Below are 16,331 nucleotides of genomic sequence, written 5' to 3' on the forward strand. Positions count from 1 at the left end.
ACTACCGCTGCCCTACACCATCGGAGATGGGGTTCCGCCGGTCGATCTTTCCCGCACTGAAGGCGGCTGTTCCGCTTCCCGCGAACGAGGCGTCGGGCGAGGCGTTGGCGTCGCCGCCCGCGCCGACGGCGGGGCAGGCGTCCGAAGCGATCCTCGACCTGTTCCCGGTGCCGACCGCGGTCCTGACGATCGAACATGGTGCTCTGACGTTCGAGGCGGTGAACCAGCCGTTCCGCGCGGCGGGCTTCGGCAGCGATGCGGTGACGTCGCCGTTGATCGCGGTGATCGGCGAGCGGGTCGAGGCCTTTCTCCTGTCCGACGATACGCGCCACTCGTTCACGCTGCGGCTGGGTGACGCGATCGATTGCCGCTGTTTCGACGTGGTGATGGCGCGGCGGGCGATGGCGCGCAGTTTTCCGCGCTGCCTCATCACGCTGGTCGACCAGACGCCCGAACAGCGCACCGAGATCAGCCTGCGCCGCGAGATGAACACCGATTCGCTGACCGGGCTGCTCAACCGCGCCGGGTTCGGCGACCGGATCGACGAGCAGATCACCGACAGCAACCGGTCGAACTATGCGGTGCTGGCGATCAACCTCGACCGGTTCAGCCGGGTCAATGCCTGCATGGGATCGCTGTCGGGCGACGAATTGCTGATCTCGGTCGCGCGCCGGTTGAAAGGGGCGCTGCGCGGGCGCGACATCCTGGCGCGGACCGGCGGCGACGAATTCGCGGTGCTGCTGACGCTCAGCGACGGACCCGACGATGCGCAGCAGGTCGCGCGGCGCATCCATCAGGCGCTGGTCCAGCCGTTCCGCCTGTCCGACTTCAACATCCGCATCGATTGTTCGATCGGCATCGCACTCGGCGAGGATGCGATCGACGAAACCGAGGATCTGATCCGCCACGCCCAGTTCGCGGTGAAGCGGGCGAAGAAGACCGGGCAGACCGAAATCTATCGCCCGCACCTGTTCGACATCGTCCGCAACCAGTTTTCGATCGAAACCGAGCTGCGCCATGCGGTCGAACAGAATCTGCTCCACCTGAATTTCCAGCCGATCTGCGACCTGTCGACCGGGCGGATCAGCAGCTTCGAGGCGCTGGCGCGATGGACCACGCCCGATGGCCGGTCGATCTCACCGGTCGATTTCATTCCGGTCGCCGAGGAAGCGGGGCTGATCGTCTCGCTCGGCCGCTGGGCGATGGAGGAGGCGGCGCGGACGCTGGCTGACTGGGACCGGCAGGCGGGGGGAAATTGCGGAGTTCACATGGCGGTGAACCTGTCGGCGGTGCAGTTGCAGCGCGACCAGATCGAAACGGTGGTCGCGGGCGTGCTGTCGCGCCATCGGCTGGGCGGCGACCGGTTCGTCATCGAACTCACCGAAAGCGCGTTCATCGTCGATCCCGACCGGACGTTGCGCACGATGCTGGCGCTGAAGGATCTGGGGGCCAGCATCGCCATGGACGATTTCGGCACGGGATATTCGAATCTCGCCTATCTCCAGAAACTGCCGATCGACAAGTTGAAGATCGATCGCAGCTTCATCACCGGTATGCTGGCCGATCGCGACAAGGTGGCGATCGTCCGCGCGATCCTCAGTCTGTCGCAGGCGCTGGGCATGCGGACCACCGCCGAGGGGATCGAGACGCGCGAGCTGGAGCAGACGCTGGTCGCGCTCGGCTGCGCGTTCGGGCAGGGCTATTATTATTCGCGGCCGGTCGACGCGGATGCCGCCTATGGATTGCTGACTGCGCGCAACCACTGATCGGCGACCGCATCGGCGATGGCCGCCGTGCGCGCAGCATCGGGGAAACCTTCGGCGATCCAGCGATCCTCGACCATTCTGAGCGCGCGCGCGACATCGGGACCGCGCGCCAGCCCGCGTTCGACCAGCGCACCGCCGGTCAGCGGGAACGCCGGCCGCTCCCAGCGCGACAGCCGCATCGCCGCCGCCACATCGCGGCCGAGCAGCAGCCGGTCGACCGCGCCTTCCACGCCGATACGATAGCCCAGCTCCTCGGGGGCCATCGCCTCGTCCCGCCCCAGCGCGAGGGCGACTCGCTTGCGCTGGGCTTTGGACAGTTTGAGCCGTGCGGTGACACCTTCGGCCTGCGCCGACGTGAGCAGCGCGGCGAGGCGGCGGATCGCATCGGGCGCGACACCGGCGGCAAGTTCGGCCCCGGTCAGTCCGGCGAGGCGATCGGCGGCAGCGCTGTCGATCTCGGGCAGGACGGGGCGGAAGATGCCGCGATCGACCATCAACCGCACGACCCCGACCGCATCCCGCGCGACGAGCAGCTTGCGCACCTCGTCGGCGATGCGTTCGCGCGACAAGGCCATCAGGTCGTTGGCACGGGCGGTGCAGGCGGCCAGCCCGTCGGCATCGGGCGTATCGCCGAAACGGGCAAGGAAGCGGAAGAAGCGCAGGATGCGCAGATGATCCTCGGCGATGCGCTGCAACGGATCGCCGATGAAACGTACCCGCCCGGTCGCAAGATCGTCGGTGCCGCCGAAATAATCGTGGATCGCCCCGCCCGACATATCGGCGTAGAGCGCGTTGATGGTGAAGTCGCGCCGCGCGGCATCGGCGCGCCAGTCGTCGGTGAAGGCGACCTCGGCATGGCGACCGTCGGTGGTGACGTCGCGGCGCAGCGTCGTGACCTCGACGACGGTGCCGTCAGTGACGGCGGTGATCGTGCCATGCGCGATGCCGGTCGGGATCGCCTTGATGCCCGCTGCCTGCAACCGGCGGACGACCTCGTCCGGCGCATGGATCGTCGCCACGTCGATGTCGGAGACGGGCAGCCCCAGCAGCGTGTCGCGCACCGCCCCGCCGACATAGCGTGCGCCGCCGTCATCGGCACCCAGCGCAAGACCGAGCCGGTCGAGCCCGGGGCGGGTGCGCCAGTCGGCGGCGGGAAGAGTCAATGCCATGTCAGTCGCCGGCTCAGGTTCACGATCATCGCGGCGGTCGCACCCCAGATGCGCCTGTGCCCGAAGACCAGTTCGTAATACTGCCGCTCGCGCCCGTCGTGCCAGCGGCTGCCGGTCGCCAGATGCGCCGGATCGAGCAGAAACGCCAGCGGCACCTCGAAGATCGCCGCGACCTCGCCCGGTGCGGGGACGAGCGGCAGGTCGGGCGGGACGACCGCCAGCACCGGCGTCACCGCGAAGCCGGTGACGGTATGATAGCGATCGAGCGTCGTGACCACGCTCGCGGCGGCCGGGGGCAGGGCGATTTCTTCCCACGCCTCGCGCAGCGCGGCGGCGGGCGCATCGGCGTCGCCGGGATCGATCGCGCCGCCGGGAAAGGCGATCTGCCCGGCGTGGGTGCGAAGCGATTCGGTCCGTTCGGTCAGCAACACGCCCGGTTCGGGCCGGTTGGTAATGGCGATCAGCACCGCCGCCGCGCGCCAGCCCTCCGCCGGCATGGTCGCATCGCCGTTCAGATCGCCGGTCAGCAACTCGCCGCGCGGTTGCCCGAGCGCAGCCGACAACCGCTCCGCCAGCGTCACGCCGCCTCGAACGGAAAAAACGTCCCTTCGCTCCACAGCCCGCTTGCGCCATCCGGCCCGACGACCAGTCGCTCGACCAGTTCGTAGAACACCGGCCGGGCGATCAGCGCGTCGAGTCCGCCGCGGACGTGAAGATAGGGGCGGGGAGCATCGGCGCTCCCTTCGATCCGGATCGCGTGCGCCGCATCGGCGACGACCGGTTCGTCGGTATTGAGCCGGAAGGCGATGCGCTGTCCCTCGCCCTCGCCCGAAAATTTCGCCTCGACCGCGATGAACGCCGCGTCCTCGACCGCGATCGACAGTTTCTCGACCGGCGTGACCAGCACATGGCTGCCGTCGCTTTCGCGCCGCAGGATGGTGGCGAACAGCCGGACCATTTCGGCGCGGGTGATCGGGCTGCCCTGATGATGCCAGCTTCCGTCGGCGGCGATCCGCATTTCGCTGTCGCCGCAATGCGTCGGGTTCCAGCGGTCGACCGGCGGCAGCTTCGCATCGGCGGCAAGCCGCGCGACTTCGGCGAGGGAGAGACTGGCGAAATCGGCGGGCGGCTGCATCGGCATGGGTCCCCGTTACCGTGGCAATGCGCGTCGCGACAAGAGCTTGTTGCCGTTTCGTACCCGTCGGGTCAGACGGACACCGCTGCGCGCGGCGCGATCATCCCCGCGATGGCCGGCACCGCGCCCATCGCGAGCAGCCGGTGCTGTTCGTAGGGACCGGGCAGGCGCCATCCGCCCGTGCGCGCGGCGGTGAAGCCGAAGCGACCATAATAGGCGGGATCGCCGATCAGCATCAGCGGCGCATCGGCACCCGCCACGGCGATCGCGCGAGCCATCAGCGCGCGGCCGATCCCCTGTCCCTGTCGGTCGGGCGTGACCGCGACCGGGCCGACCATCACCATCGGCACGGCGGCGCCATCGTCGCCGTCGATCTGTACCGGCCAACACTGGATGCTGCCGATCAGATCGCCGTCCTCGATCAGCGCGAGGCTCATCGCCCCGATCGGCTGCAATCCCGCGCGCACGCGATAGGCGGTACGCTGACGACGATCGGGGCCGAAGGCGGCATCGAGCAGCGTCTCGACCCGATCGGGGGCGATGGTCGACAGGGGAACGAGGTCGGGCAAACGGCAGGTCCAGTCAGCGGCAGATACGGATCGCGCCTGTACCGCCGATCCGGCGCGACGCAAGCGGATCGCTCTGCTAGGGGGTCAATGTTCCGGGATGATGACAGGTGCGGCTTGCGCGATTCGCTACAATTGGAAGTCCATGATTTCGAAGTGAACGTCCTGACCGGCGTCTATTCCGAGGAGACGCATCTGCCGCAGCCGTTGCGCATCTCGATGACGGTCGATCTCGACTGTCCCGAGCATTTCGCGCCCGATACGCCGCTGTCGGCGTCGAAAAGCTATCTCGACCTCAAGCATGCCGCGTCGACCGCGCTGCCGCAGGGGGTGCATTTCACGCTGATCGAAGGCGTGGCGGATCATATCGTCGATACGCTGTTCCTGTCCGATCCTCGCGTGCAGCGGGTGACGATCAAGATCGTCAAGCTGGCGATCGCCGAGGCGGGCGAGCGAATCGGCATCACCATGGTCCGGCACCGGCGTTGATCCGGCCGCTCGCGCTCGTCACCGGCAGTTTCCGCCGGTTGGGCGCGGCGATCGCGCAGCGGCTGGCAGAGGGCGGGCATGACGTCGCGCTCCATGCGACGCGACCGGGTGAGCCGGACGCGGCACTGGTCGCGGCGATCGAGAAGGTCGGCGCGCGATGCGAATGGTTCGCCGCCGATCTGGCCGATGGTGCGGCGGCGGCGGGACTGGTCGCGGCGGTCGCAGCACGATTCGGGCGGCGGGTCGACCTGCTGGTCAACAATGCGTCGTGTTTCCGCGCGAGCGACGATGCCACGCCGGGTGCGGAGTCGCTCGTCGCCCATTTCGCGGTCAACGCCGCCGCGCCGTTCGTGCTGGCCACCGCGCTGGCCGGGCAGGGGGGATCGGCGGTGGTCAACATCCTCGACCAGCGTATCGCCCATCCCCACCGCGACCAGCTTGCCTATACCCTGTCGAAACAGGCGCTGGCCGAAGCGACGCGGACGCTCGCCGCCGCGCTGGCCCCGGCGGTGCGGGTCAACGGCGTCGCGCCGGGGCTGACGCTGGCGACCGGGGACTATGATGCCGACCAGCTCGACCGGTTGCGTGGGTTGATGCCGCTCGGCCGGCTGCCGACCACCGACGATGTCGCCGATGCGGTGCTGTTCCTCGCCACTGCCCGGTCGAGTACTGGACAGCTACTCTATGTCGACGGCGGGGCGGGCATGGTGCGGTTCGAACGCGACTTCGTGCATCTGGCGCGTCAGCCCGGCTGATCGCTCCGCCCGTCGTCGCAGGTGCCGAGCGCGTCGCGGACGAAGCGGTAATCCTCGCGCGCGATCGCCGCGTCGGCCCCCTCCGACTGGACGCTCGCGTCGGGCAGCGTCGCCGGCAGCGTGCAGGCGAGGCGATACCATGCCAGCGTGTCGCGACGCGGCGGTCCGCCCGCCTCGTCGATGATGTCGCCCAGCGCCAGCGCCCAGCGGCGTTCCTCGCCTGGCCGGCGCAAAACCAGCAGCGACACCGGATCGCCGGTTGTCGTCTGGAGGAAGATCTGCGTCTCGCCTTCGCCGGGCAGCGTGCCGGGAACGTGGAAGGCATTGCCGACGGCGGTGATCGTCGGCGGTGCGGCGGGATCGACGACCTCGCGCACCACGCCGCGCACCCGCGCATCGAGTGCCGGGTCCCAGGCGAACTGCGCGTCGGGCGTCACGAGCTGAATCTGGTCGGCGGCACCGGCGACCGGGCGAGCAAAGGCGATGATCCGCTGACGCTTGAGGCTTGGCGCGCGCCCGCGCGGATCGAACGGTACATCGACCAGATAACCGATCCGTGCCGGCAACGCGCCACCCGCGCGGATCAGCGCCCCGACATCGGCGATCACGAAATAGCGGACATGCCCCGGGGCAAGCCCGGTCGCCTCCGCCGGCGGGATACGTGCGGCGGAGCGAATCACCGCATCCACCACCACCGGCGACTGCAGCGCCAGCCGGGCGAGCCGGGCATAGGCCGGACCCGGCGAATCGGCGTTAGCGGTATCATCGACGGCGATGGTCTGACGGGCCTGCAGCGACGTGCAAGCCGCGCAAAGGAGCGATGCGCCGACCAGCGCGACCGAAATTTGCTTCATGCTTCGGTTATAGGCCCCGGATTCCCATGGTTACAGACTTATTTTCGTCATCGCGCGATTGTACGAATGTTTCGTCCGACAAAGCGTTTGCGTCGTCGAAAAGGCCGCGATAGACAATCGCGGTCCGGAATGCCGTGTAGCCCCGGACGTACGATCATTGCGTGCGGGTTGTTCCGTGTGACGATGGTCCAATGTACCGGGCTAGAGGAGTTTGGTTGCTGAATGGCTTATGCTGACCAGAGAGCAGGTAATGGCCGGATTGTCGCGCTCGTTCTCGTGGGGATTCTCCACGTATTGATCGGGTATGCGTTCATCTCCGGTCTTGCCTATAAATATGTGAAGAAGGCGGTCGAGGATACCGAGACGTTCGACGTCGTCGAGCCGCCGCCCCCGCCGGAGGAAGTTCCTCCGCCCCCGCCACCGCCCGATCAGCCGCAGCCGCAGTCGCCGCCGCCGGTCGTCACGCCTCCGCCGATCGTGCGGACCCAGGCGCCGCCGCCCGTCGTGGTGCAGTCGGTAACGACGCCGCCGCCAACCTATGCGCCGATTCCGACCGCGGGCCCGCCCGCGCCGCCGGCACCGGTCGCTCCGCCCGCGCCTCCCGCGCCGGTGGTCAGCAAGGCCGCGGGTGCCAAGGGCGATCCGTCGCAATGGATCACGCAGGACGATTACCCGGCTTCCGCGCTGAACAGCGGGGACGAAGGTGTCAGCGCGATCTCGTGGGACATCAACGCTCAGGGTCGTGTCGAAAATTGTCGCGTGACCTCGTCGAGCGGCTCGGCGGCACTGGACCGGGCAGCATGCGCCGCTCTTCAGCGTCGCGCCCGCTACACGCCGGCGCTCGACCAGTCGGGCAACCCGATCCGGTCGAGTTCGTCGCGCCGCGTCCGCTGGCAGTTGCCCGCCGACCGGTAAGCCGGCGCTCCCCATGGCCGCGTGCCATGGGGCCGACCGGGTCTCTCTTCACGAAAAACAACTGGCTTTAAGGAAACTCTCCCGATGCTCACCCCCATTCTCGCCGCCGGGGCGCCCGCCGGTCAGCCGAACTTCGGTTTCTTCGAAGCGCTGCAGCAGGGTGGCGCGATCGCGTTCACCACGCTCGGCATCCTCGTCATCATGTCGGTCGGTTCGTTCTACATCCTGTTCACCAAGCTGGTCGAACAGCAGAAGATCATGAACCAGGCGAAGCGCGTCCGCGCCAGCTTCTGGCAGTCGAACTCGCTGCGCGAAGGCGCCGCGAAGCTCGAGAAGAACTCGGCCTATCGCCAGATCGTCGACGACGGCCTTGCCGCCCAGGAACAGCATGGCAAGCTGACCGATCCGGTCGAGGCGCATGACTGGCTGCACGGTTCGCTGGCGCGTTCGGAAGCGGCGATCAACTCGAAGCTCAACGGCGGCCTCGCCTTCCTCGCGACCGTCGGCGCGACCTCGCCGTTCGTCGGTCTGTTCGGCACCGTGGTCGGCATCTACCGCGCGCTCGTGAAGATTGGTGCCGCCGGTCAGGCCGCCATCGGCGACGTCGCCGGTCCGGTCGGTGAAGCGCTCATCATGACCGCCATCGGTCTGGTCGTCGCGGTTCCCGCCGTGCTCGCCTACAACTGGCTGCAGCGCCGTAACAAGGGCATCGCGGAAGACCTGTCGGCGTTCTCGAACGACGTGCTGGGCTTCCTTGCCTCGAACGGCGCCGTCCGTCCGGCCGCCGCTGCTCGCGGCCCGGTGCCGACCGCCAAGCCGGTCACGACCGGTTCGACGACTGCCGGCCAGGCCGGTGGCGTCCCGACCGCGCCGCGCTCGTAAGCCGACGCTGACACCGCCGGGCCGGAATTCTCCGGCCCGGCGGTTCGACTGAGTAAATGTGGATAGGATAGCCTCATGGCGATGAGTGTTGGCGGCGGCGGCGATGAAGCCCCCCTCTCGGACATCAATACCACGCCGCTCGTGGACGTCATGCTCGTGCTGCTGATCATCTTCCTGATCGCGGTTCCGGTCGTGGTCCAGCAGGTGAGCGGCCTGAAAGTGCCCAAGGTCGTGTTCGAACCGACGACGACCAAGCCCGAGAATGTTTCGCTCTCGGTGCAGGGTCTCGACGGTCAGTGCGCGGTGTACTGGGGTCTGACCCGTGTCGACGCGGGTGAGTTGCAGAAGCGTGCGGTCGACAAGCTGAAGTTCGAGATCGAGCGGCAGGGCGGCGTCGGCAACCCGAAGCTCGAACTGCCCGAAGTGCATATTCGCGGCGACATCAATACGCCGTACCGTTGCATCGGCGGCACCATCTATACGATGCAGTCGGCCGGGTTCACCAAGGTCGGGTTCATTTCCGAACCGGACCCCAATACCACCCCTCGCGCGCGTCAATAGGAGTAGCCTGACATGGCAATGAGTGCTGGCGGTCGCGCAGACGACGAACCGATGATGGACATGAACACGACGCCGTTGATCGACGTGCTGCTCGTGCTGCTCATCATGTTCATCATCACCATCCCGATCCAGAGCCACGCAGTTAAGGTTGATCTGCCGCAGCCGGATACCCGGCAGCAGCAGAACATCGATCCGCAAAAGAACAAGATCACGATCAACGCGCAAGGCGCGGTGGCGTGGAACGGGACGCCGGTCGACGAGGTCACGCTGACCCAGTATCTTGACCAGACGGTGGCGATGGACCCGCAGCCCGAACTTCACTTCCAGCCGGACGCTACCGCGCGGTACGAAGTGGTCGACGGCGTGATGGCGATCATCAAGCGGTCGAACGTGACGAAGCTCGGCTTCGTCGGCAACGAACAGTATCGCAATGATTTCTGATCGGGTGATCTGATCCTTCCTGCCGCAAGGCGGGTCCCGAGGGGGCGGCATTTGCCGCCCCTTTTTTTGTGCCCGATACACCGAAAAGCGCACTTGTCAGCATGTCGCAAAAGTGAAACATTGATGTCATCAAAACGAAACAAACAGGAGATGATGACATGCGACTCGGAACCTTCACCCGCCTTGCCGTGGCGCTGTCGGCGGTTGGCTTCGCTGGCAGCGCGATGGCGCAGGACGCGCAATATGTGCATGCGGCGATCGTCGGCGGAAAGCTGGCGCAGGCCGAACGCGATCTGGAGCGCGATACCCGCGCCGGCAGCCGCGAGCCCGAGGTCTTGCTGAACCTCGCCGCCGTCTATGCGATGACCGACCGTGGCGATCAGGCACGCGGATTGTACCAGCAGGTCCTCAAGCGCGGCGATGCGTCGCTGCTGCTGTCGGGATCGCGCGTGGCCAGCGCGCATGACGTCGCCCGCAAGGGGCTGAGCCTGCTCGACCGCGACACCGCGATCCAGATGACGTCGCGCTGAGCGACACACCGAGCCCTGCTGCCCATCTTCGGATGCGCGGCAGGATCGGTGTTATTGGGCGATCCTGGCGGCTATGCTGATCGCCCGACGCTTTCGAAACAATAACCGGGGCGAACGAGCCCGCCGATCCGGTCAGGCCGGAACGAGCAGCCCGTGATGCTTTTTTCCGGCGGATACCCGGACCGGCGCCACGACCGCGATCGACTGCCCTTCGTCGACGATCTTTTCGCCATCGACCCGGGCACCGCCGCCCTTGATGAGCCGCCGTGCCTCACCCTTCGACGTCGCCAGCCCCAGCGCGACCAGTGCATCGACGACATTGATCGCGCCAGCGACGGCATGAGTCGGCAGCGCATCGCCCGCTGCCCCTTCCTCGAACGTGCGCCGGGCGGTTTCCGCAGCTTCGGCGGCAGCATCGGCACCACGGCACATCGCCGTCGCCGCGTCAGCCAGCACTTTCTTCGCCTCGTTGATCTCGGCACCCGGCAGCGATTCCAGCCGTGCGATCTCGTCGAGCGGCAGGTCGGTGAACAGCCGCAGGAACCGGCCGACATCGCGATCGTCGGTGTTCCGCCAGAACTGCCAATAATCATATGCCGATAGCTGCTCGGCATTCAGCCACACCGCGCCCGACATGGTCTTGCCCATCTTGCTGCCGTCAGCGGTCGTGATGAGCGGGGTGGTAATGCCATACACCTCGGTCCCGTCCATGCGGCGGGTAAGCTCGATGCCGTTGACGATATTGCCCCATTGGTCCGACCCGCCCATTTGCAGGCGACAGCCGGCACGGCGCGACAATTCCATGAAATCATACGCCTGGAGGATCATGTAGTTGAATTCGAGGAACGACAGCGACTGTTCGCGGTCGAGCCGAAGCTTGACCGAATCGAAGCTGAGCATCCGGTTGACCGAGAAATGCTGGCCGACGTCGCGCAGGAACGGGATATATTCGAGCGCGTCGAGCCACTGGGCGTTGTCGAGCATGACCGCATCGGTCGGCCCGTCGCCAAAGGTCAGGAAGCGTTCGAACACCGTCTTGATCGACGCGACGTTGCTGGCGATCACCTCGTTGGTCAACAGGCGGCGTGCCTCGTCCTTGAAGCTCGGATCGCCGATCTTGCCGGTGCCGCCGCCCATCAGCACGATCGGCTTGTGGCCCGCTTGTTGCAGTCGGCGCAGCAGCATGATCTGGACGAGGCTGCCGACATGCAGCGACGGCGCGGTCGGATCGAAACCGATATAGCCCGGCACGATCTGCCGGGTGGCGAGCGCGTCGAGGCCCGCCGCGTCGGTCAACTGATGGATATACCCGCGCGAGGACAGCAGGCGCAGCAGATCGGAAGCATAGTCGGTCATGATCTGGCGCTGTAGCGCTCCGGCGGGGGGCAAGTCCACGCCTCTCGACTTGCCCGCCGGGGACGATAGAGTGGCCGGCCAATGTTTGGTTACGAAGGCCGCCCCATGCTCGCGATCGGTTTGATGTCCGGAACCTCGCTCGACGGGATCGATGCCGCGTTGATCGAAACCGATGGCGAGGACCAGGTCCGCGCGATAGCCTTCGTCGGCCAACCCTATACCGACGACGATCGCGCGACGCTGGCCGCTGGGACCGAGCTGGCGTTGCTGTTCGACGATCCGGGCGAGCACCCGCTGCTGACCCGGGCCGAACAGTTGCTGACCCGCACCCATGCGGCGGCGGTCGCGGCGTTGCTTGCGCAAGCCGATGTGGCGGCACGCGCGGTCGAGGTGATCGGTTTTCATGGGCAGACGGTGGCGCACCGTCCCGATCGCGGCTGGACATGGCAGTTGGGTGACGGCGCCGCGCTGGCGGCGGCGACAGGAATCGATGTGGTGGCCGGTCTGCGCACGGCGGATGTCGCGGCCGGGGGGCAGGGCGCGCCGCTGCTGCCGATCTATCATGCCGCACTTGCCGCCGACATGGCGCGGCCGGTGGCGGTGCTGAACCTCGGCGGGGTCGGCAATATCACGTGGATCGGCGCGGACGGCGACCTGATCGCGTTCGACACCGGCCCGGCCAACGGGCTGGTCGATAGCTGGGTCGAGCAGGAAACCGGCGCGCGCTTCGATGCCGATGGCGCGCTCGCGGCGGCGGGACGAATCAACGAGACGGTGCTGACCGGCATGCTCGACCATTCATTCTTCGATCTGGCACCGCCCAAATCGCTCGACCGGCACGACTTCACCATCCAGCCGGCGCGGGGACTGAGCGCGGCGGACGGCGCGGCGACGCTGACCGCGTTCACCGCCGCCTGTGTCGCCGAAGCGATCGACCGGCTGCCGGTGCGGCCGCAGGCGTTGATCGTCGCGGGCGGCGGGCGGCGCAATCCGACGATGCTGACGATGATCGCCGAGCGCACCGGACTGACGCCGATCCCCAGTGACGGCGTCGGCTGGAACGGCGATGCGGTGGAGGCGGAAGGCTTCGCCTATCTCGCGGTGCGGTCGCGCAGGGGATTGCCGATCAGCTTTCCGGGAACGACCGGGGTGCCGATGCCGCTCACCGGGGGCAGCTTTCACGCCGCGCTGCGTGCGGGGCTGGCGCTTCGCGTCGTGGGGGCCTAACCGGCGGGGATGCGCACCGGCCTGATTTTCGCGACCGAGGAAGCCGAACGCCAGCCCGGCGTCCTCGCGGCGACACTGCCGTTCGGCGGCATGACGCTGATCGAGTATCAGGCGCGGCTGCTGATCGGCGCGGGCGTAACCCAGTTGCTGGTTGCCGTGGCGCGGGTAACGCCGACGCTGGCGGCGGCGATCAACCGGATCGGCCGGCGCGGAGCGAGCGTCGATCTGGTCCGGTCAGCGGAGGAAGCCGTCGCGCGCGCGCATCCGCTGGGGACGATCCTCGCGCTTGCCGACGGGCTCGTCACCACCGATGCGGTAGTCGCGGCGATGGCGCTGGAGCCGGCCGATACGCTGCTGGTCACGCCCGACGACGATGCCGCGACGGCGGTGGAGCGGGTCGATGCCGGGCATTGTTGGGCCGGAGTCGCGACGCTGTCGGTCGATCGGCTGCACGATGTAGTGCGATTGCCGCGCGAATATGATTTCCAGTCGACGTTGCTGAGGGTCGCGACCCAGGCGGGGGCGGGGCATGTCCTGCTCCCGGCGCGCGCGATCCGTGCCGGCCACGGCGTCGAGCGCGATGCCGCCACGCTCGAAGTGCGCAGCCGCGACGTGCTGGCGTCGCTGGCCGAGGCGCGCAGCGGCTGGATCGACCGCTATTGTTTCACGCCGCTGACCCGGCTGATCCTGCCGTTGTTCGTCCGGCGGCGGGTGCCGGCGGTCGGTGTTCTCGGCGCGGGTGCGGCCATTGCCCTGGGCGGACTAGCGGCGATTCCGTGGTGGGGAGCGGGGCCGGCGGCGGTGGTGATGGTCGTCGCGATGGTGTTGTTGTCGGCGGGGTCGCTGCTCGGCTGGCTGCGGGGCGAGGATGCGCAGGCGCGGCTCGGCGAACAGGGTATTGCCGTGCTGGGCGTGCTGAGCGTGCTCGGCATCGCCGGGGTTCAGGCGTCGAGCGTCGGCAGCGGGACGGCGGCGGTGCTCGGGCTGGCCGGCATGGCGGCGACGCTGATCGGCGAGCGGGTGCCGGGGCCGGTCGCGCCGTGGGCGGCATCGGCCGCGACCGCGCTCGTGCTGCTCGTACCATTTGCGCTGGGTGGCATGACGACCATTGGGCTGGCACTGATCGCGCTGCACGGCGCGGTCAGCCTGACGATGGCGATTGAGACATTGCGGCGGCGGGTTTAGTTCAACCTTAACCGCCGCCGTTCTAGGGCCGTTCCAATGGCATACGACCCGCTCGATCCTCTCTCTCCCCCGGCGGCGATTTCGCCGCTGCTCGATCGTGTCGCATCGGCCGAACGGGTCGGGGCATCCCGCCTGCGGGCGGCGGCCGACACCTTTCATCTGACCGACGATGCCCGGATCGACGACCGTACCGCCACCGCGCTCCACGGTGCGATGCGAGGCGTGGTCGGCGCGGTCGAGGCGGAGGTGCGCGATCATGCCGTCCGGCTGCTGACCACGCGCGGCGAGGCGGCACTGGCGCAGCAGTTGCGCGGCTGCGGCGGAACGTTCGACCGCGTCAACCGCGCCGGGCTGTTCCGCGATGGCGCATTGTTCGGCGAACTGCTGGCGCGGGTCCGGCTGGCGCATATCGCCGCCGCGCTGCCGGTCACGCTGCCCGAGGGGCTGGAGCGGCCGACGATGATCGCGCGCATGGCGCAGGCGAGCGACCGGCTGGTCGCGGCGGCGGCGGTGGCGATGCTGGCGGCGCAGGCCCGGCGCGGTCCGCGCTGGGATGGCGATGTCACGGTCGTAGACCTTGTCCGGCCGCTGCACCAGCGGGTCGCATGGTGGGTCGCGGCGGCGCTGCGCGAGGCAGTGGCGGCCGGCGATGCGACGACGCTGCTCGATGCCGCGCTGTCCGAATCGGTCCGCCGCGCGCTTGATCCGCAGGCGGAGCTGGTGCCGCTGGAGGTCGCGGCGATGCGGCTGGCGCAGGCGGTCGATGCCCAGCGCGACGAACTGCCCGGCCTGCTGATCGAGGCGATCGGCGACGGGCGGCTGGTGTTCTTCGTCGCCTTGCTGGCCAAGGCGAGCGGGTTGGCGTTCGCCCGGGTGCGCGACCTGTTGATCGATCGCGACGGCACCCGGCTGTGGGTCGTGCTGCGCGCGGTCGATCTCGATCGGACGGTGATCGCCCGGATCGGCTTCGCACTGGCCGAGGCGGAGCCGGCACGCGATGTCGAGGCGCTGGCCGAAGCGATCGATTCGATCATGGCGTTCACGCCCGCCGCCGCGCGGCTGGCGCTGGCGCCGATGGCGCTCGACCCCGACTATCATGCGGCGATGCTGGCGCTGGGCGGACAGACGTGATCGCGCGCGATTCCGGTCTGCCGCCGGCGTTCGGCCGGGTGTCGGCGGACGGAGTGCTGCTCGATGCCGAACCACGCCTTGCCGAGTTGAACCGGCGGGCAGGTGGTGCTGTGGGGCAGCCGGTGGCGGTGCCGCAGATCGCGGCGCTCGTCCGGCTGGTGCAGCGGCTGGGCATCGAACTGACCCGGACCATCACCGCCGCCGATGGCGAGGACGACCTCGAACTCACCGTCACCGCGCGGCCCGACGATCTCGGCATCCGGCTGGAGGCGGCCGGATGGCATGCCGGTGCCCCGTGGCAGGGAGAGGACACCGGGCGCGAGGCGGATTTCCTGCGCGCCGATGCCGACTGGTTGTGGACGACCGATGCGTCGCTGCACCTGACCCATGTTTCGGATCATGCGGGGGTGAGCCATGGCTTCGATCCGCTGACGGTGCTGGGCCAGCCGGTGACGCGATTGTTCGTGCTCGACGATGATGGCGAGGGCGGTTTCCCGCTGCTAGGCGCCGTCGCCTCGCAGGCGATGTTCGACGAGCAGGAGGCGGGCGTTCGCGGGACGCCACACCGCGTCCGGCTGGCGGCGGTGCCACGGCGCGACGCGGCGGGGCGCTTCGCCGGATTCGACGGCGCGGCCTATGCCATCGCGCCCGACGAGCCGATCGTCGTGGAAGCACCGCCGCCCGGCGACCTGTCCGAAGCGTTCAGCCGCCGCGTCGGTCGGGCGCTGCGTGATCCGCTCGGCCGGATCATCGCCGATGCCGACAGCATGTCGGCACGGACCGAGGGGCCGTTGACCGACGACTACACCGGCTATGCCACCGACATCGCCAGCGCGGCGCGCCACCTGCTGGGGCTGGTCGACGATCTGGAGGATCTGTCGGCGATCGAGCGCGCCGATTTCGTCGTCAGCGTCGAGGACCTTGACCTCGCCGATGTCGCCCGGCGTGCGGCGGGGCTGCTGGCGGTACGGGCGTCACAGGGCGACGTGCGGATCGACCGCCCTTCGTTCGACGATTCGATGGCGGCGAGCGGCGAGTTTCGCCGGGTGCTCCAAATCCTTGTCAACCTGATCGGCAATGCGGTGCGCTATTCGCCGCCGGGCGGCATGGTGTGGATCCGTCTCGAACGCGATCGCGAGAGCGCCTGCGTGATCGTCGCCGATCAGGGCAAGGGCATCGCGCCCGAGGATCATGAACGCATCTTCGAGAAATTCGGCCGGGTCGATCCGGGCGAGCCGGGCGGTAGCGGGCTCGGCCTCTATATCGCGCGGCGGCTGGCGCGGGCGATGGACGGCGACATCCTGCTCGACAGCGCGCCGGGCGAGGGCGCGCGGTTCGTGCTGCTGCTACCGGCGCGATAGGTCGCTGC

General features: G+C 68.3%; 18 protein-coding genes. 12 read left to right on the forward strand and 6 right to left on the reverse strand.

Features of this window, described 5'->3' with window-relative positions; all coding sequences use genetic code 11:
- The first annotated feature begins 26 nt into the window (after nt 1-26).
- The gene (locus tag ASG37_RS12005; protein WP_082448278.1) at nt 27-1,766 is read left to right on the forward strand and encodes a putative bifunctional diguanylate cyclase/phosphodiesterase; all 1,740 of its coding nucleotides are present in this window, start codon (nt 27-29) and stop codon (nt 1,764-1,766) included.
- On the opposite strand, the gene ASG37_RS12010 is transcribed toward ASG37_RS12005, so the two are convergent.
- From ASG37_RS12010 to ASG37_RS12025, 4 genes are all read right to left on the reverse strand, one after another.
- Nucleotides 1,736-2,935 carry a CCA tRNA nucleotidyltransferase gene (locus ASG37_RS12010; RefSeq protein WP_055760208.1) on the reverse strand — a complete coding sequence of 400 codons (1,200 nt, stop codon included), beginning with the start codon at nt 2,933-2,935 and terminating at the stop codon, nt 1,736-1,738. The two genes, ASG37_RS12005 and ASG37_RS12010, sit on opposite strands and share 31 nt — an antisense overlap.
- Nucleotides 2,926-3,516, reverse strand: a complete 591-nt coding sequence (locus ASG37_RS12015; protein WP_055760211.1) for a CoA pyrophosphatase — start codon at nt 3,514-3,516, stop codon at nt 2,926-2,928. The genes ASG37_RS12010 and ASG37_RS12015 overlap by 10 nt, the downstream gene beginning before the upstream one ends.
- Nucleotides 3,513-4,076 (reverse strand): DUF1285 domain-containing protein, encoded by a 564-nt coding sequence (locus tag ASG37_RS12020; RefSeq protein WP_055760213.1) that lies wholly within the window; start codon nt 4,074-4,076, stop codon nt 3,513-3,515. Before ASG37_RS12020 ends, ASG37_RS12015 begins: the two co-directional genes overlap by 4 nt.
- 65 nt (nt 4,077-4,141) lie before the next feature.
- The gene (locus ASG37_RS12025; protein ID WP_055760216.1) at nt 4,142-4,639 is read right to left on the reverse strand and encodes a GNAT family N-acetyltransferase; all 498 of its coding nucleotides are present in this window, start codon (nt 4,637-4,639) and stop codon (nt 4,142-4,144) included.
- A 114-nt stretch (nt 4,640-4,753) separates the two neighbouring features.
- On the opposite strand from ASG37_RS12025, the gene ASG37_RS12030 reads away from it, so the two are divergent.
- Together ASG37_RS12030 and ASG37_RS12035 are read left to right on the forward strand one after the other, a co-directional pair.
- Nucleotides 4,754-5,125, forward strand: coding sequence for a dihydroneopterin aldolase (locus tag ASG37_RS12030; RefSeq protein WP_055760597.1), 372 nt, complete (start codon nt 4,754-4,756; stop codon nt 5,123-5,125).
- On the forward strand, nt 5,122-5,880 hold the full coding sequence (locus ASG37_RS12035) for an SDR family oxidoreductase (protein ID WP_055760219.1): 759 nt from the start codon (nt 5,122-5,124) through the stop codon (nt 5,878-5,880). Before ASG37_RS12030 ends, ASG37_RS12035 begins: the two co-directional genes overlap by 4 nt.
- Here ASG37_RS12035 and ASG37_RS12040 read toward each other — a convergent pair.
- A complete protein-coding gene (locus tag ASG37_RS12040; RefSeq protein ID WP_156349137.1) occupies nt 5,868-6,734 on the reverse strand; it encodes a hypothetical protein in 867 nt (288 codons plus the stop codon). The two genes, ASG37_RS12035 and ASG37_RS12040, sit on opposite strands and share 13 nt — an antisense overlap.
- Nucleotides 6,735-6,956: 222 nt before the next feature.
- Here ASG37_RS12040 and ASG37_RS12045 point away from each other — a divergent pair, with 222 nt between their 5' ends.
- The 5 genes from ASG37_RS12045 to ASG37_RS12065 all read left to right on the forward strand — a co-directional run bounded on the left by ASG37_RS12045 (nt 6,957) and on the right by ASG37_RS12065 (nt 10,063).
- The gene (locus ASG37_RS12045; RefSeq protein ID WP_055760222.1) at nt 6,957-7,649 is read left to right on the forward strand and encodes a TonB family protein; all 693 of its coding nucleotides are present in this window, start codon (nt 6,957-6,959) and stop codon (nt 7,647-7,649) included.
- 84 nt (nt 7,650-7,733) lie between these two features.
- Nucleotides 7,734-8,531 (forward strand): MotA/TolQ/ExbB proton channel family protein, encoded by a 798-nt coding sequence (locus ASG37_RS12050; protein WP_055760225.1) that lies wholly within the window; start codon nt 7,734-7,736, stop codon nt 8,529-8,531.
- Between the two features lie 75 nt (nt 8,532-8,606).
- Nucleotides 8,607-9,092, forward strand: a complete 486-nt coding sequence (locus ASG37_RS12055) for an ExbD/TolR family protein (protein ID WP_055760228.1) — start codon at nt 8,607-8,609, stop codon at nt 9,090-9,092.
- A 12-nt stretch (nt 9,093-9,104) separates the two neighbouring features.
- The gene (locus ASG37_RS12060) at nt 9,105-9,533 is read left to right on the forward strand and encodes an ExbD/TolR family protein (RefSeq protein ID WP_055760231.1); all 429 of its coding nucleotides are present in this window, start codon (nt 9,105-9,107) and stop codon (nt 9,531-9,533) included.
- Nucleotides 9,534-9,691: 158 nt separating this feature from the next.
- Nucleotides 9,692-10,063 carry a hypothetical protein gene (locus ASG37_RS12065; protein ID WP_055760235.1) on the forward strand — a complete coding sequence of 124 codons (372 nt, stop codon included), beginning with the start codon at nt 9,692-9,694 and terminating at the stop codon, nt 10,061-10,063.
- A gap of 132 nt (nt 10,064-10,195) precedes the next feature.
- On the opposite strand, the gene tyrS is transcribed toward ASG37_RS12065, so the two are convergent.
- Entirely contained in the window at nt 10,196-11,419 is a 1,224-nt protein-coding gene (gene tyrS, locus ASG37_RS12070) for a tyrosine--tRNA ligase (RefSeq protein ID WP_055760239.1), read from the reverse strand.
- Between the two features lie 105 nt (nt 11,420-11,524).
- Between tyrS and ASG37_RS12075 the strand changes: the two genes are divergently transcribed.
- From ASG37_RS12075 to ASG37_RS12090, 4 genes are read left to right on the forward strand one after another with little or no spacing between them, the layout of a single operon-like run.
- Complete coding sequence (locus tag ASG37_RS12075; RefSeq protein WP_082448279.1) at nt 11,525-12,646, forward strand: anhydro-N-acetylmuramic acid kinase; 1,122 nt, start codon at nt 11,525-11,527, stop codon at nt 12,644-12,646.
- Nucleotides 12,647-12,655: 9 nt separating this feature from the next.
- Nucleotides 12,656-13,831, forward strand: coding sequence for a hypothetical protein (locus ASG37_RS12080; RefSeq protein ID WP_055760243.1), 1,176 nt, complete (start codon nt 12,656-12,658; stop codon nt 13,829-13,831).
- Between the two features lie 36 nt (nt 13,832-13,867).
- A complete protein-coding gene (locus ASG37_RS12085) occupies nt 13,868-14,962 on the forward strand; it encodes a DUF2336 domain-containing protein (protein WP_055760246.1) in 1,095 nt (364 codons plus the stop codon).
- Nucleotides 14,959-16,323, forward strand: a complete 1,365-nt coding sequence (locus ASG37_RS12090; protein WP_055760250.1) for a sensor histidine kinase — start codon at nt 14,959-14,961, stop codon at nt 16,321-16,323. Before ASG37_RS12085 ends, ASG37_RS12090 begins: the two co-directional genes overlap by 4 nt.
- Nucleotides 16,324-16,331 lie beyond the last annotated feature (8 nt).

The sequence above is a fragment of the Sphingomonas sp. Leaf407 genome, assembly GCF_001425385.1.
GTDB lineage: Bacteria > Pseudomonadota > Alphaproteobacteria > Sphingomonadales > Sphingomonadaceae > Sphingomonas.